The following is a 15,544-nucleotide window of genomic DNA, read 5'->3' on the forward strand; positions in this document are numbered from 1 at the left end:
TCCCTTTCGCCAAAACGCTGATCAATAAGGAACCGGCTGCCGTCTCCTGGATGCAGCAGATCAAGCCGCACATGTTCGGCCACCTGCCGAAAGGCACCGATCGTATCGAGACTGCCCATCAGGCGAAGGTCAATGCCGAGGAGCGAAGCTGATGACGACGCGTCGATCCTTTCTTGGAGGCGCATCGAGCCTGGCGTTCTCGAACCTCTTCTCCCCGGCAAACGCCGCCGATCCCAACCCGACCGGAGTAGACACCATGCATCCCGACCTGATCCTCCACAATGGCCGCGTGACGACCCTTGACCGAACCAATCCGAATGCGACGGCGATCGCCATCAAGGACGGGCTGTTTCTGGAAGTCGGATCCGACAGCGAGATCATGGCGCTGGCTGGTTCTGGCACTAGGATCGTCGACCTCAAGGGCAAGCGTGTTCTGCCCGGCCTGATCGACAACCATACCCATGTCGTCCGCGGTGGTCTGAACTACAACATGGAACTGCGCTGGGATGGCGTGCGCTCGCTCGCCGATGCGATGGACATGCTGAAGCGCCAGGTGGCGATCACGCCCGCACCGCAGTGGGTGCGCGTCGTCGGCGGCTTCACCGAGCACCAGTTTGCGGAAAAGCGCCTGCCGACCATCGAGGAGATCAACGCTGTCGCGCCCGACACGCCGGTCTTCCTGCTGCATGTTTATGACCGCGCCCTGTTGAACGGCGCCGCTCTCCGCGCCGTCGGCTATACCCGTGACACACCGAACCCGCCCGGCGGCGAGATCACCCGCGATGCCAACGGCAACCCGACGGGCATGCTGCTGGCCAAGCCCAATGCCGGCATCCTCTATTCGACACTTGCCAAGGGTCCGAAGCTGCCCTTCGACTACCAGGTCAACTCCACCCGTCATTTCATGCGGGAATTGAACCGCCTCGGCGTCACCGGCGTCATCGATGCCGGCGGCGGCTTCCAGAACTATCCGGACGATTACGCCGTCATCCAGAAGCTGTCCGACGAGAACCAGATGACGGTGCGCCTCGCCTACAACCTCTTCACCCAGAAGCCGAAGGAAGAGAAGCAGGACTTCCTGAACTGGACCGCTTCGGTCAAATACAAGCAGGGCAACGATTACTTCCGCCACAACGGTGCGGGCGAGATGCTGGTGTTCTCCGCCGCGGACTTCGAGGATTTCCGCCAGCCCCGTCCGGAGATGGCTCCGGAAATGGAGGGCGAGCTGGAAGAGGTCGTGCGCGTTCTGGCAGAAAACCGCTGGCCTTGGCGTCTGCACGCCACCTATGACGAGACGATCTCGCGTGCGCTCGACGTGTTCGAGAAGGTCAACAAGGATATCCCGCTCGAAGGACTGAACTGGTTCTTCGACCATGCCGAAACCATCTCGGACCGCTCGATCGACCGCATCGCGGCCCTCGGCGGCGGCATCGCCACGCAGCACCGCATGGCCTACCAGGGCGAATACTTCGTGGAGCGGTACGGTCACGGCGTGGCCGAGGCTACGCCGCCGATCGCCCGCATGCTCGACAAGGGCGTCAACGTCTCGGCCGGCACAGACGCCACCCGCGTTGCTTCCTACAATCCGTGGGTCTCGCTGTCGTGGATGGTGACTGGCAAGACGGTCGGCGGCATGCAGCTCTACCCGCGCGCCAACTGCCTCGACCGCGAGACGGCGCTGCGCATGTGGACCGAGAAGGTCACCTGGTTCTCCAACGAGGAAGGCAAGAAGGGCCGCATCGAGAAGGGCCAGTTCGCCGACCTCGTGGTGCCGGACAAGGACTTCTTCTCCTGCGCCGAGGACGAGATCTCCTTCCTCGTCTCGGAGCTGACCATGGTCGGCGGCAAGATCGTCTATGGAGCAGGCGACTTCAAGACGCTCGACGAGAACGACATCCCGCCCGCCATGCCGGACTGGTCTCCTGTCCGCAGCTTCGGCGGCTACGCGGCCTGGGGCGAACCGGAAGGCGCGGGTGCCCGTTCGCTGCGCCGAACCGCCATCTCCACATGCGGATGTGCCACCGATTGCGGCGTGCATGGCCACGATCATGCTGGTGCCTGGACCTCGAAGCTTCCGGTCGCCGACCTCAAGGGCTTCTTCAGTGCGCTCGGCTGCTCGTGCTGGGCAGTCTGACCAGCCTCCAGCCCGGGCGGCCACACCGCCGCCCGAGCGTCACCTCATCATTGCCAAATCCGCAATTAAATCGAAACTATTGCTGCAATTGTTGGCGTGGCGGTTACCAGCCAATATCGCTCCATCAAAAGCGGCCTCGACGGCGAACATGCAGGAGCTGAAATGACCTTTCAATCTCATATGTCCAACCCAGTCCGGAGCAGTCTGGCACGCGCCGTCGGCTCTCCGGTCATCCGGACGGTATCACTGTTGGCTCTTTGCGCAGCCTATGTCCAAGGTCCGCTCACCAAAATCTTCGACTTCAACGGTGCCCTGGCCGAGATGGATCATTTCGGTCTCCATCCCGCCACCTTCTTCGCAGTGGCCGTCATCGTCTTCGAACTTGCCGCTTCGTCCATGGTGATCTCAGGCTTCCTGCGTTGGGCAGGTGCCCTGGCGCTCGCTGGCTTTACGCTTCTTGCAACCTTCATCGCGCTCCGCTTCTGGGAAATGGCGCCCGGCATCGACCGCATGATGGCGACCAACGCCTTCTTCGAACATCTCGGTCTCGCCGGCGGCTTTTTGCTCGTCGCCTGGCTAGATCTCTCCCATCCATCTCAATCCCATCTCGAACGCTGAGGCTTAAGACGTGATCTCACGACCGCTCCCAATACTAGCTTTTCTTCTTGCCCTTACTGCGCTGCCGGCCGCACCCGCGCTGGCCCGCAATGCCTATCCGCAGGTCGGTGTCGGCGCTCAATATGACACCACGCATGTTTACGTGGCGCCGGACAAGGTCGACGCCTTCACCCAGAGCTTCCTTGCGACTTTCGGTGGGGCAAGTACGAAGCAGGTCGTTGCCACGGTGACGCCGACCCCGAGCAGCACGACGTCGCAACTCCTGCAGACTCCCGTCGGCACCGTGTCGCTGTTCGGCTTCAAGACGCCGATTCCCTATCCCTTCGGCGCCGAGCGCACCGGCTATCTCGTTACCGATATGGACAAGGCCGTTGCCGCTGCCCGTGCCGCCGGCGCCAGCGTGACCGTGTCGCCATTCCCCGATCCCATCGGCCGCGACGCCGTCATCCAGTGGCCGGGCGGCGTCAACATGCAGATCTACTGGCACACGACCAAGCCGAACTATGCGGCCTTCGAAACCGTGCCGGACAACCGCGTCTATGTGTCGGCAGATGCCGTCTCTGCCTTTGTCAGGGGTTTCCTCGCCTTCTCGAAGGGCAAGGTTGTCTCCGACGATAAAAAGGCACCCGGCGTCGAGATCGGCCGTCCCGACGATACGTTCCGCCGCGTCCGCATCGAATCCGTGTACGGCAGGATGACCGTGCTCGTCACCGACGGACATCTGCCCTTTCCTTATGGCCATGAGATGACGGGCTACGAAGTCCCGGATCTTGCCGCGACCCTGCAGAAGGCCAAGGACAGCGGCGCAAAGATTCTCGTCGACCCCTATCAGTCGAGTGGCCGCCGGGCCGCCATGGTGGAATTCCCCGGCGGGTATGTGGCGGAAATTCATGCCATCACGAAGCCCTGATGACAGCGCAGCGGCCGCGCAGACGCGGCCGCCCTGCCTTTGAGGGAGTATAAAGATGATTGAACGCCACTTACTTTCGGCCGCCGCCTTGCTGGCCTTGTCAGCGACGGCGGCAATTGCTGCTGACGAGGCAAAAGCCGTCAAGCGGCCCGCGATCAAGAGCAACCGCTGGCAAGAGGATTGGTCCGTCCTGGCGGATCCTGCACTCAGGACGCAGCCGCTCGACAGCCTGAAATATCTGCCGTTTTCGCCTGGTGATCCGGGAACCTACATATCGTTCGGCGCGAATTTGCGAGAACGGTTCGAGACAAACAACGCCCCAAGTTTCGGAATCGGCGGTGTCGCGCGTGACAACTATGTGATCGAGCGAGCGCAATTCCACATCGATCTGCACCTCTTCGAGGACTGGCAGGTATTCACGCAGTTCGAAGATGATCGCGCATTCGGAAAAAGCTCGATCGGCCCGGCGGATGCCGACAAAGTGGATCTGCGGCTTGCATTCGTCTCCTATTCACACGATTTCGATGCCGGGACCTTCAAGGCCCGAGTCGGCCGGCAGGATTTTGCTTTCGACCTGCAGCGCTTCGTTTCCTCGCGCGACGGGCCGAACGTTCGGCAATCCTTCGACGCTGTCTGGGCGGATTGGGAGACGGGGCCGTGGCGTTTCATCGGCTTCGTCAGCCAGCCAGTCCAATATCGAAACGACAAGGCCTTCGACGACACATCGAACGGCGACTTCCGCTTCAGCACGTTGCGCGTGGAACGGCAGGTCCTGGGAACCAATGAGCTCTCCGCTTACTATTCGCTCTATCAGAAGCGCAACGCACATTACCTGGATGGATCCGGAGACGAAGACCGGCACATATTCGACACCCGGTTCGCCGGCAGTTCGAACGGTCTCGATTGGGATCTCGAGGGGATGGGGCAGGTGGGTTCCGTCGGCGATAAGGATATTCGAGCCTGGGCGATCGGCGCGCGTGGGGGGTACACCTTCGAGGATGCATCCTGGACGCCGCGGCTGGGTCTGCAGTTCGATATGGCCTCAGGGGATCGCCATCCCGGCGATGGTACTGTCGGCACCTTCAATCCTCTTTTCCCGAACGGCTATTATTTCGCGCTCGCCGGCTACACCGGCTATACAAACCTCATTCACCTCAAGCCCTCAATAACGGTGAAACCGACGGACAATATGACGCTGATGGCGGCAGTTGGTCTTCAATGGCGGCAAACCACGGCAGATGCGATCTATGTGCAGCCCAACCAGCCTCTGGCAGGAACGGCGGGCCGTGGCGGCGCCTGGACCGGAGCTTATGGGCAGATCAGGCTCGACTATGCCTTCAATGCAAATCTGACAGGCGCCATCGAGGCGGTGCACTACGAGATCGGCGATGCCATCCGCAAAGCCGGCGGTCACGATGGCAATTATCTGGGCGTTCAACTGACTTTCGCCTGGTGATCGAATTTCAAGCGATCCCATTCGCCGGCCTGCGGCGACCCGAGCTTTGTCCAAATGGGACAAGTATCGGACAAGAGGCAGCAGCGCTCACAGGCTATGCAATCGAAGTCCACTCCAAAGGTTACCAAGATGTCTGACAATCCGATCGAGATAATGTTTTCCCGCAGGCAAACATTGCTGGCCGGCGCAACCCTTTCCGCCGCCATAGCCATGCCATCTCTTGCCTTTTCCGCTGCCACCCCCACAAGAATTGAAGGAATATCTCCAATGACCACCGGCTTCGTCGAAACCAAGGACGGCGTACAGATCTTTTACAAGGATTGGGGTCCGAAGGACGCCCAGCCGATCGTTTTCCATCACGGCTGGCCGCTGTCTTCGGACGACTGGGACACCCAGATGCTGTTCTTCGTTCAGCACGGTTATCGCGTCGTCGCCCATGACCGCCGCGGTCACGGCCGCTCCTCGCAGGTCAGCGGCGGTCACGACATGGATCACTACGCAGCTGACGCATCCGCAGTCGCCGAACATCTGAATCTGAGGAACGCCGTCCACATCGGCCACTCGACAGGCGGCGGCGAAGTCGCCCGTTATGTCGCCAAGTTCGGTCAGCCACAGGGCCGTGTCGCCAAAGCCGTGCTGGTCAGCGCCGTTCCACCGCTGATGCTGAAGACCGAAACCAATCCGGGTGGCCTGCCCATGGAAGTCTTCGACGGCATCCGCAAGGCCGTGGCCGAAAACCGTGCTCAGCTCTTCCTCGACTTCCCCGCCGGGCCGTTCTACGGCTTCAACCGCGAGGGCGCGACCGTTTACCAGGGCGTGATCCAGAATTGGTGGCGCCAGGGCATGATGGGCGGCGCAAAAGCCCATTACGACGGCATCAAGGCTTTCTCCGAAACCGATCAGACCGAGGATCTCAAGAAGATCACCGTTCCGACCCTCGTCATGCATGGTGACGATGATCAGGTCGTTCCGATCGCCGATTCCGCCGAACTTTCCGTCAAGCTGCTCAAGAACGGCACGCTGAAGGTTTACAAGGGCTACCCCCATGGCATGCTGACGACGCATGCCGACGTCATCAATCCGGACCTGCTCGCCTTCATCAAGGCCTGACGAACACGATCCGGGCCTGCCGCTGAGCTCGAGTGCAGCGGCAGGCCGCCCATTAAAGCAGTGCCCGGAGTGCCGGAGCACTTTACCGAGATATCCAGGATGCTCCGCCAATGAAAGCTGTTCCGCTTCCTCTCCTCCTCAGCTTCAACGGAGGATATGTCGATACTGTCGGCTTCCTGGCGTTGGGCGGGCTGTTTACCGCCCATGTGACCGGCAACTTCGTGACCTTGGGCGCATCATTAGCCTTGGGTACGGGAGGCACCCTGTCCAAGCTCCTCGCACTTCCGGTTTTCTGCGCCGTCGTCTTCGCCTCTCGTATCGTCGGGCTGGCGCTGAAGCGAGGCGGTCGACCGGTCCTGCGTCCTCTTCTCGTCGTCAAGCTTGTGCTGCTTATCGTTGCTGCCGCGATCGCCTTGGCATACGGTCCCTTCGGCGATCCGAACAGTCCGACCGCCTTTGCAATCGGCATGATCCTTGTTGCCGCCATGGCAGTGCAGAACGGCATTCACCGCGTTCATCTGGCGAAGTCTCCTCCGTCGACCCTGATGACCGGAACGACGACCCAGATCATGCTCGATCTTGCCGATATCGCCATGGGCGGCCGTTCGGAGAGCACCGCCGCAGCCTACTCGCGTCTGAAGCGGATGGTGCTCGCCGTTATCGCCTTCGCACTGGGCTGTGCTATTGGGGCGCTGGCATTCATTTTCTCGCCCGTCTGGAGTTTTGCCGTCCCTGCCGTCCTGGCTGCCCTGGCACTCTTTGCGCATGTTGAAACGCCCGAAGGCGATTGATCGGCATGCGCCGCGAAAACGCAACATCTCGAGCCAGCATGTGCGATAGATCTAACAAAGGCCCGCTTAGGACGCTTTCAGCAATGTCCTGCGATCGCGGATATTCGTCGCCTACGCGGTCGTAGGAAAGCTGCCCATACCTGGAAACATCCAGCCCGAGTGGCCTCAGAGCCTCCAAGTCGATAAGCTGGAGCGCGCGGTCGACCATAACTTCGAGCTCATGCACACCGTATCCCACCTTCGAGGGAAAGACCGCTTGATCCAGCGATCAGCACTGGTGATCACTGGAGGCGCTGGCCTTATCTGGCCATGTTCCGTCAGGCCACCGGCGAATGCGGCAACTGGAAGAGATGACGGATGCGGCTGGTCAATGTCTGCGCGTGCAGCAATGGCGTGCTGCCTTCCCCATGCAGGCGTCTTTCCTGCTCGAGGCGGCCAGCGAGCGTTGCGCCGATGTCTTCAGCAAGAGCCGGGCGTTGCCGCAAGATCTCGCAAAGCTGATCACGTCCGATCTCGCAGGCAACGACCGGCGTCAACGCGATGATGCGGCCGGGTTCTTCCGCGCCGATCAAGAGACCACGCTCGCCGAAGAAATCACCAGGCGATAGCCGATTGAGCTCTAAGTCTCGACCATTTTCGTGGCGAACGACATTCACGACGCCGCTTTCGACAAGCGTCAACGCCTGCGCGTGTTCTCCCTGCGGAATGATCTCTGTCCCTCTGGCGTAAGTTCGGCGGGTCGCAGATTTGGAAAGCGTCTCACGCTCTATTTCGGTGAGGGCGGAAAAGAGCGGCAGCATCGCCATGAGCCGCAATGCCTTCTCAGACCCTTCCTCCGAACCGATCGTCGACTCTGCTGCGGGCGCCGCGCTGAATACGATACTACTTGCGAGCGGAATTCCAGCCGCCAGCGCATGCCGGTATACCAGATCGTAGATCTCGTTTTTCGCTGCCGTCGTCTCGGATATGTCGCGGATTCGGAAAGCAAGCTCGAATTCGATGACCTCCTTGGTGAGGCTGATGATCGAGACCAAGGGATCCGGAATGCGCATCATATGATTGCTTCCCAGCGTGACCGTCTCGAGCAACCTCGCCATTGTCGCAGGCGTCCGGGTCGGGGCGAGTTTGATCGACATGGTAATGCCGTGGGTCTCGTCGGGACTGTTGAGGTTGACCAATTGTGACTTGGCGAGTGCGCTGTTGGGAACGACGACAAGATCGTTCGTCGCGTTGGATAGATGTGTCGCGCGCCAGTTGGTCTCGATGACGCGACCCTGCACCCCGCTTTCGAGAATGATCCAGTTTCCGACGCTGTACGAACGGCCCAGATTGAGCGCGATACCGGAAAAGACATCGGAAAGCGTGCTTTGCATCGCAAGACCGAGGACGATCGCAAACACGCCGGATGTGGCGATCAGCGTGCCAACCGGCACGCTGAAGACATAGGCTACTACCGAAAGAACGGCCCCGACATAAATGATCCCGGCGATCAGGTCCTGGACGAATCGTGCTTCCCGGGGGCGGCGCTCGAAGATCAGGAACAGCCTGACGCAGCTGACGAGCATCATCGCGCCGCCGAGCCACCAGATTGCTTTTGCGAGGCCGTAAAACAGGCGGTGCCAGAGATCTGATGATGGCGGCGTTTCGGAGTAGGGCGCTACGCCTTTGGCCAGCAGAATAGCGGTCAACGTGGCAAAAAAAGCGACATCGGTGGCAAAACGGGCAGCCCTGTGCCTCGGCAGCAGCCAATGCGCCGCAGCGAGGACAACCACAAGAAGCAAGAATTGTATAATGGGATCAAAAAAATATTGCATCGTGTGGCCCGGGAAGCAGCCCGCGATCAATACCCCAATTTCCGAACGGCGTCTTGGCGATTTCAATGAATTTTGGCGTTCTATCGTTCAGTAATAATGAACAATGCATAGTCCACGTAGACAATTTCAATCTCAATCGAATTGGCCGACATCTTGTTCATCGAAACAGGAGTTCGGCAAATGAACAAGCCAGTTGCATTCCACACCTTCAAGCACGGTCGGTTCGATATCACTGTGCTCTCCGAGGGTCCCAACATTCCGCTTAACGTCACCACGAATGACGGCATTCTTGTCGATGTCGGCGCGGGCACGCATTTCCAGCCGAGCCCTGTGACGGAGGCACGATCATGAGCCGCAAGGTTTTTGGAAGGCAGGCGAGCTTTCTGACGGCCGCGGCGGTCGTCGCCCACACGATCTGGACCAGCGCGGCCCCGGCTCTGACCTATCCGCTTTATGCGCAGGAATGGCACCTGACGACATTCACCACAACGGCGATCTTCGCCGTCTATCCCGTCTTCGTCGTCCTCATGCTCGTCGTCTTCGGCAATGTCTCGGATTATATCGGGCGACGGGAAGCAATGCTGTTCGGCCTTGCGGCTTCGCTCGTCGGTTCGGTCATATTTGCGCTGGCGCCGGACGTTGACTGGATCTTCATCGGCAGGGCTTTCATGGGCGTTGGCGTAGGCCTGTCCGCGGGGCCGTCGGCTGCAGCCGTGGTCGAGTTCAGCGCACCGGCCCGGGCCTCGCAAGCCGGTAGCATGACAGCGGCCGCCCAGGCATTCGGCATGATCGGCGCCGCCCTTGTCGGCGGTGCGCTGATCGAATATGCGCCGCTGCCGACGCGGCTGAATTTCGCGGTTCTTGCCGTCGTCCTCGCCATGCTCATGGTTACGACCTGGAGACTCCCGAACCGCACGGCATCGCGACCGGCCGGCCGTTGGCGCCCAAGAATCCCCGCAATCCCGAACGGATTGTTTGCGACTTTCGTGACGGCGACGGCGGCGGTAACAGCCTCTTATGTGCTTGGCGCCATGACGCTTTCCCTTGATGCACAGGTGGCGCGGGATGTCATCGCCTCTCAAAACGCCCTCGTCAATGGCGGGACCATCGCGCTTTTTGCGATCTCTTCCGCCATCGCCACAATTCCGGCGCGGGGTGTAAAGCCGAGCAGGGTCATGCTCGCGGGTAGTGCCATTGCCATCGTTTCCTCCGGGCTGTTGGCGATCGCCGCGGTCCTGCACTCGCTGGTCTTCTATACTGTTGCCCAAATCGGCAGTGGGATGGCTTACAGCCTGCTCCTCCTCGGGGGACTTTCGCTGATCAATGCCGCTGCTCCCGTGACTCATAGAGGCGCGACGCTCTCGGCGCTGTTCCTCGTTGCTTATCTCGTCCAGGCGGTCGTGGCCCTGCTACTGGGCAAGATCGCGACCTGGGCAGGTCTCTCTTCAGCGGTGGATCTGGGCGTCGCGACGGTCGCAACGCTGGCCTTGGCAACGCTTCTGCTTGACGCGGTCAGAAATGCGGTCGCCGCCCGCCATGCTCGCAAATCCGACGCGTGCTGATGTGACCGGGATGCAGCATGGGGTCGATCGTAAGACCGGCCCAGGACGTTCGCGATAACCGAGAGCTTCGAGACAGATGCCGCCATCGATAATCAATCTGCCACTGCTGCCGACATCGGCAGGTGAAACGTCCATGGAACGGAGAAACTGACAATACCGATGGATCAGCTTTCCCTACGAATGGTTCAGAACACAGGAGGCCTGCAGGCCGTTCGACAAGAGCTTGTCGCACTGCTTCGCTGCCCGGAGACTGAGCCTCCGGAGAGATCACTATGAAAAGGAAGCGTATCGATGCATCTGACATATCACATTGGCCAGCATGACGGGGGCTGGGCTCATCGACTGGACGGCGTCTGGTCGGAGCCCTATCCGAGCCATGCGGCAGCACGCGCCGCAGCCCATCGCGCCGCTCGCCGGCAGCAGCTTGGGGGCCACGATGCGGAGATCCTTTTCCAATCCGAGGACGGTTCATGGCATCGGGAACATGTCGAAGCCGGCGATCGTCCTGAAGTCGATGTCGCTAACGAGTAGCACCGCGGCGTAGGGTTCCGGAGCTCACAGGCGCCCGGTGGGCCGACGCTCCGGTTTCCCAGCTTCTCTGGTTCCACGGCTCCATCTCTCCATTCCGAATTAATTGCGACGCCGAGCAACGATGCACAGCGCGATGAAGCAGTATGTCCCATTAATAATCAGGAGAAATTCATGAGATACCGAGATTTCCTAGCTGGCTCCTTCAGCCGGCAACGGAGAGCTGTGGACCTGGGCTTGAGCCTTGCGCTGTTCGCCCTCTGCTCGGTCCTCGCCGTCACTTTGTTGAATGGATATGCGCTGGCCGCAGCCTCGAAAGTCGGCACGCAAGCCCCCGGCTTTTACCGCATGACCCTCGGCAATTTTGAAATCACCGCGCTCTCCGATGGCACGCATGCATTCCCGGTCCACAAGGTCCTCACCAAGACATTGTCGACCGGTGGGCAGAGCGTGCCGCTAGACCAGTCCTCCCCAGGCGAGGCAGATGCGCTGCTTGCCGAAAGCAATCTCGCCGTTCCGGTCGCCGGATCGATCAACGCCTTCCTGATCAATACCGGATCGAAGCTTATCCTGGTCGATAGCGGTGCGGGCAGCCTCTACGGCGGTTGCTGCGGCCACCTCATCGAGAATCTTCGGGCGGCCGGTTACGTGCCCGATCAGGTCGATGAGATCTATCTCACCCATCTGCATGCCGATCACGTCGGCGGCGTGGCACCGAACGGCAAGATCGCCTTTCCGAACGCCATCGTCAGGGTGAGCCAGACCGATGCCGACTATTGGCTGAAGGACGCCAATGAAGCGGCGGCGCCAGAGCTCCTGAAATCGATGTTCGAAGGCGCCAAGGCATCTCTGAAGCCCTATATCGACGCTGGCCGTTTCAAACCGTTCACCTATGGCGAGGAACTTTCCCCCGGCATCAAGCCGATCGCCAGCCCCGGACACACGCCCGGCCATAGCTTCTTCGAGGTCGAAAGCAACGGGGCCAAATTGCTGTTGTGGGGCGATATCGTTCATGTCGGCGCCGTGCAGTTCCCTGACCCTGCCGTGACCGTCGCCTATGACGGCGATGCCGAAATGGCCGAAAGCGAGCGGCTCGCGATCTTCGCCGACGCCGCACAGAAGGGCTATTGGATCGGAGCCGCCCACATCTCCTTCCCGGGCCTCGGTCATGTGAAGGCGAAGGACGGCCACTTCTTCTGGATCCCCGCCAATTACGACGCTGCTCCAGCAGGCGCAAACTGAACGCAACCTCAAGGCGCGGATGAAGGGCGTCGGTATGATGGGCTCTTGGATGAGGCGAGGTGTCGTAGGCTTGCGGCGCCTTGCCTTTGCGGTTGGGCAGGTTTGGGTTGGTGTGCTGGCCAGCCGAGGGCTCGCTCAGATCGTCCGTAGATCAACGGGTTCGAGGCGTGATCGATCGAACCTTCTTTCATCCATTTTGCGCCGATAATACCTTGGTATGATCCGGTAGGACGCATGTATGCTGGAAACCGGATCAGTGTACGATTTCGCCGGCGGCCTGTCCGTTTCAAGATGACCTTATCAAGAATTTGAAGGGTCACATTGGAGATTGACGATGTCCGCCGCCGCTGTTTTCACCCAGAACGCTTCCCCCATCACTTTCAAGAACGTCGCGACGGAAACAGCGGAGGAGGTGTCTTCCCTTCTTTTGTGCGCGATCCGCTGTGTCGAAAAGGACAAGACGATCGCCATCGCTCTCATAAAGCAGGCTTCCCGTTTGCTGAAGCCGTTCTCGATCCCGGTCGAACCCGCCGAGCGCTCGCGCAATTCGGCCGGCGGCCTTGCTCCCTGGCAGATCAATCGCGTGAAGAACTACATTGAAGATCGCATTTCCCACCCGATTGCGCTCGATGAGCTCGCGCAGGTCGTAAAGCTCAGCACCAGCTACTTTTCCGCCGCGTTTAAGGTGACCTTCGGTACGTCTCCCCATAATTATGTCATCGAACGCAGGGTGGAATTTGCAAAGCATCGCATGCTGAACAGTGACGCCCCGCTCTGCGAGATTGCGCTGGACTGCGGGCTGGCCGACCAGGCTCATCTCTCGCGCATTTTCCGGCGTGTGACCGGAACGACGCCGAGCGCCTGGCGTCGATGCATGGCGAGCCCCGGAAGTCGGGCGGTCGCCGCATGAGGGAATGATGCCGTCAAGGCGCTGCTTTGACGCAGGTCCAGCGCGAGGACGAATGGCCAATTTAGGCGACGTTCGCTTTGCGTCCGGACTACTTCAAAAGTGAAAGAAATTTGCAGCCGTTGGGTTTCGAAGAGTTCGCATCAAGCCTGAGGGAAATCGCGTGATTGCCGAATGAGGCAGATCAGGGCTCGTTCAGCCTGAGTATTTCAGCCATTTTGATGAGGTCGGCCAGCGTGCGAGCACCCATCTTGCGCATCGCCGATCCACGATGAATCTTGACCGTAACCTCGCTCAGCGACAGTCGCCCGGCGATCTGCTTGTTCATCAGCCCGGTCGTGACCAGCGCCATCACTTCCTTTTCGCGCGAGCTCAGATCCTCGTAGCGTGCTCGCAGTGACGAGACCTCGGAATCCTTCGACCGTCGCTGCCGGTCGACCTCCAGTGCTCGTGACACAGCGTCAAGCATATCCTGATCTCGAAAGGGCTTTGGAAGAAAGTCTATGGCACCGGCCCTCATGGCGCGGACCGTCATCGGGATATCTCCAAAACCGGTCATGAAGATCAAAGGGATGGACTTCTCGCTCTTCAAAAGCTGGTCCTGGAAATCGAGACCGCTGAAGCCGGGAAGACGTACGTCCACGAGCGCACAGCATGGGCCAACCGATTCCGTGAAAACAGAGAAATTCGGAATCGTTTCATGCAGCACTGTTTTCAAGCCGACCGACCGAAGCAAGCTGTCGAGCGAAAGACGCAAGCCCCGGTCATCATCGATGACATGCACAATTGGTGTCGTATTCATATCCAAACCGAGTTGAGACCAAAGCCGATCTTTCGGGAGCACCGTCATCCTGCGCATTGTTGATCAGCGATCCGTTCGTGCGCGTCTGCTCCGCGGGAAGGCCAAGCTGAAATGTGCCCCAAGGGGGCGTCGATTGGAGCTCGATACGGGCAAGACCCATGCCGACGCCGGTTTCTCTGGTTGAGAAAAAACTCTCGAAAAGTCGCTCGCGATTATGGGGATCAATTCCGGTTCGCTGTCGTCGACATCCAGCCATGGGTGGCGCGCTGCCGAGTGCCAATACACAACGTCCTGTTCCACGCCTGTCCGTCCGACATTGCCTGGGTGGCATTCAGGGCGAGATTGACGATCACGTGCAGGATCTACGCCTTGTCCGCCTTCCAGCGGACGTGTGGGCGAAAGATCGAGGCGCCAGGTGGGCCGCTACCCCAGTCTTTGTAGTAAAGACGCGTGTCGTCGCGGACGGTCAAGTTTGGCATCCGTCTTACTCCATTGGAAGAACTGAAGTTTTTTGAACTATCCGGACGCTATCACAGCGATTTCGGCCGCACCATAGGTGGAATTTACAAGACGGAGCTATGCGCCAAAGAACAAGCCTTTCCTTCAAAATTGACGGCTAATTTGATGCGCGGCTCGAGTGCGGACATATAGATTTGGCGTGGGTGTCGCGTTATAGGTCGCTAGACAATGGTGGGCTAAACGCCACCCGAGTTCCGTCGAAACCGAAAGGCAAAGCCGATGACAGGGGAAGGTCTTGGCGCTGAAGCCCAGCATAAAAGGGATTCCTTCGGATGTACCGTGGCGGGACTCGACGAGGACTGGCAGCTTTTTGCCGGCAACATGACCTTTTTCAGAAAAGCATCGAAAACGGCACCGGGGAGGGTCACCACGTCCCCGGGCACCGATGGTTATCTAATTGGCCTCTCGGTCCAGGGCGGGCATCGAAGAAGGATTTTTGACGAGCGACGCTCGACCGTTTACGATTTTGGAGAGGATCATATCTATGTCCGTGATCTGCGCGAGCCCTACAAAGCCGATCTGAGCGGCTCGTTTGATTTCATTCTGGCGGAAATTTCGGGCTCGGATCTTCAGGAAATCGCTGCAGCGTCCGACTTGGGAGACGTTGACACCCTCGCCATTACCACCGCGCGCCCGGATGCGCTGCTAGCTGGATTGTTACGCACGCTACTTGAGTGTGGAGCAAGGCACCAGAGCAATCGCCTCTTTGTGGACCAGATCTCCGCGGCGATTGGTGTTCACCTGGCCCACAGCTACGGGAACGGTCGGCTTCGGACGACAGATCGTCGATTGACTCTCTCGAAGAAGCAGGAGGATCTCGCAAAGGAGCTTCTGAGCAGCCGGATTCCCGCTGAGATTTCGATCGGCGAGATCGCTTCGCTCTGCGGTCTGCCGAGATTCACTTTCATCCGCGCCTTCCGTGAGACGACCGGGATGACGCCCAACGAATGGCTTCGGCAAGCACGTCTGGAGCGCGCTTGTCTGTTGCTTCGGAATGGAGCGTTCTCTGTCGCGGACGTCGCCGCTGCCTGCGGATATCCGGACGTCCCCAATTTTGTTGCCGCGTTTACAAGATCGATGACCGTCACACCTGAAGCATGGCGAAGTGCCGCTGGCGTCAGGCCTCAGTGAAAACGACGGCCTGCCCTATT

14 protein-coding genes and 1 pseudogene are annotated in these 15,544 nt (G+C 59.8%); 13 read left to right on the forward strand and 2 right to left on the reverse strand.

The window, feature by feature from the left end:
- The 7 genes and pseudogenes from DQ393_RS34030 to DQ393_RS30955 all read left to right on the forward strand — a co-directional run.
- Positions 1 to 152: pseudogene (locus DQ393_RS34030) on the forward strand (DUF1427 family protein); the annotation flags it as partial.
- Positions 152 to 2,134 (forward strand): amidohydrolase, encoded by a 1,983-nt coding sequence (locus tag DQ393_RS30930; RefSeq protein ID WP_112345236.1) that lies wholly within the window; start codon positions 152 to 154, stop codon positions 2,132 to 2,134. The pseudogene DQ393_RS34030 and the gene DQ393_RS30930, both read left to right, overlap by 1 nt.
- Before the next feature lie 162 nt (positions 2,135 to 2,296).
- On the forward strand, positions 2,297 to 2,752 hold the full coding sequence (locus tag DQ393_RS30935) for a DoxX family protein (protein WP_112345895.1): 456 nt from the start codon (positions 2,297 to 2,299) through the stop codon (positions 2,750 to 2,752).
- Positions 2,753 to 2,762: 10 nt separating this feature from the next.
- Positions 2,763 to 3,662: a glyoxalase gene (locus tag DQ393_RS30940; RefSeq protein WP_112345506.1), complete on the forward strand. Its 900-nt coding sequence runs from the start codon at positions 2,763 to 2,765 to the stop codon at positions 3,660 to 3,662.
- Positions 3,663 to 3,717: 55 nt separating this feature from the next.
- A complete protein-coding gene (locus tag DQ393_RS30945; protein WP_112345507.1) occupies positions 3,718 to 5,118 on the forward strand; it encodes an alginate export family protein in 1,401 nt (466 codons plus the stop codon).
- A gap of 129 nt (positions 5,119 to 5,247) precedes the next feature.
- The gene (locus DQ393_RS30950; protein WP_112345508.1) at positions 5,248 to 6,228 is read left to right on the forward strand and encodes an alpha/beta fold hydrolase; all 981 of its coding nucleotides are present in this window, start codon (positions 5,248 to 5,250) and stop codon (positions 6,226 to 6,228) included.
- A gap of 110 nt (positions 6,229 to 6,338) precedes the next feature.
- Positions 6,339 to 7,019, forward strand: coding sequence for a YoaK family protein (locus tag DQ393_RS30955; protein WP_112345509.1), 681 nt, complete (start codon positions 6,339 to 6,341; stop codon positions 7,017 to 7,019).
- Positions 7,020 to 7,336: 317 nt separating this feature from the next.
- On the opposite strand, the gene DQ393_RS30960 is transcribed toward DQ393_RS30955, so the two are convergent.
- Entirely contained in the window at positions 7,337 to 8,791 is a 1,455-nt protein-coding gene (locus DQ393_RS30960) for a cyclic nucleotide-binding domain-containing protein (RefSeq protein ID WP_245430542.1), read from the reverse strand.
- Between the two features lie 222 nt (positions 8,792 to 9,013).
- Between DQ393_RS30960 and DQ393_RS30965 the strand changes: the two genes are divergently transcribed.
- The 5 genes from DQ393_RS30965 (at position 9,014) to DQ393_RS30985 (ending at position 13,075) form a co-directional block, all read left to right on the forward strand.
- Positions 9,014 to 9,184, forward strand: coding sequence for a hypothetical protein (locus DQ393_RS30965; protein WP_181592456.1), 171 nt, complete (start codon positions 9,014 to 9,016; stop codon positions 9,182 to 9,184).
- Positions 9,181 to 10,395: an MFS transporter gene (locus DQ393_RS30970; protein ID WP_112345510.1), complete on the forward strand. Its 1,215-nt coding sequence runs from the start codon at positions 9,181 to 9,183 to the stop codon at positions 10,393 to 10,395. The genes DQ393_RS30965 and DQ393_RS30970 overlap by 4 nt, the downstream gene beginning before the upstream one ends.
- A 291-nt stretch (positions 10,396 to 10,686) precedes the next feature.
- Positions 10,687 to 10,926: a DUF2188 domain-containing protein gene (locus DQ393_RS30975; RefSeq protein ID WP_112345511.1), complete on the forward strand. Its 240-nt coding sequence runs from the start codon at positions 10,687 to 10,689 to the stop codon at positions 10,924 to 10,926.
- Between the two features lie 171 nt (positions 10,927 to 11,097).
- Positions 11,098 to 12,165 carry an MBL fold metallo-hydrolase gene (locus DQ393_RS30980; RefSeq protein WP_112345512.1) on the forward strand — a complete coding sequence of 356 codons (1,068 nt, stop codon included), beginning with the start codon at positions 11,098 to 11,100 and terminating at the stop codon, positions 12,163 to 12,165.
- A gap of 334 nt (positions 12,166 to 12,499) precedes the next feature.
- Positions 12,500 to 13,075 (forward strand): helix-turn-helix domain-containing protein, encoded by a 576-nt coding sequence (locus DQ393_RS30985; RefSeq protein ID WP_112345513.1) that lies wholly within the window; start codon positions 12,500 to 12,502, stop codon positions 13,073 to 13,075.
- A gap of 181 nt (positions 13,076 to 13,256) precedes the next feature.
- Here DQ393_RS30985 and DQ393_RS30990 read toward each other — a convergent pair whose 3' ends face one another.
- Complete coding sequence (locus tag DQ393_RS30990) at positions 13,257 to 13,874, reverse strand: response regulator transcription factor (RefSeq protein WP_112345514.1); 618 nt, start codon at positions 13,872 to 13,874, stop codon at positions 13,257 to 13,259.
- Positions 13,875 to 14,612: 738 nt separating this feature from the next.
- Here DQ393_RS30990 and DQ393_RS30995 point away from each other — a divergent pair.
- Entirely contained in the window at positions 14,613 to 15,524 is a 912-nt protein-coding gene (locus tag DQ393_RS30995) for a helix-turn-helix transcriptional regulator (protein ID WP_112345515.1), read from the forward strand.
- The last annotated feature ends 20 nt before the right edge of the window (positions 15,525 to 15,544 follow it).

Origin of the sequence: Martinezella tropici (genome assembly GCF_003287875.1) — a bacterium.
GTDB classification, from domain to species: Bacteria; Pseudomonadota; Alphaproteobacteria; order Rhizobiales; family Rhizobiaceae; genus Rhizobium; species Rhizobium tropici_C.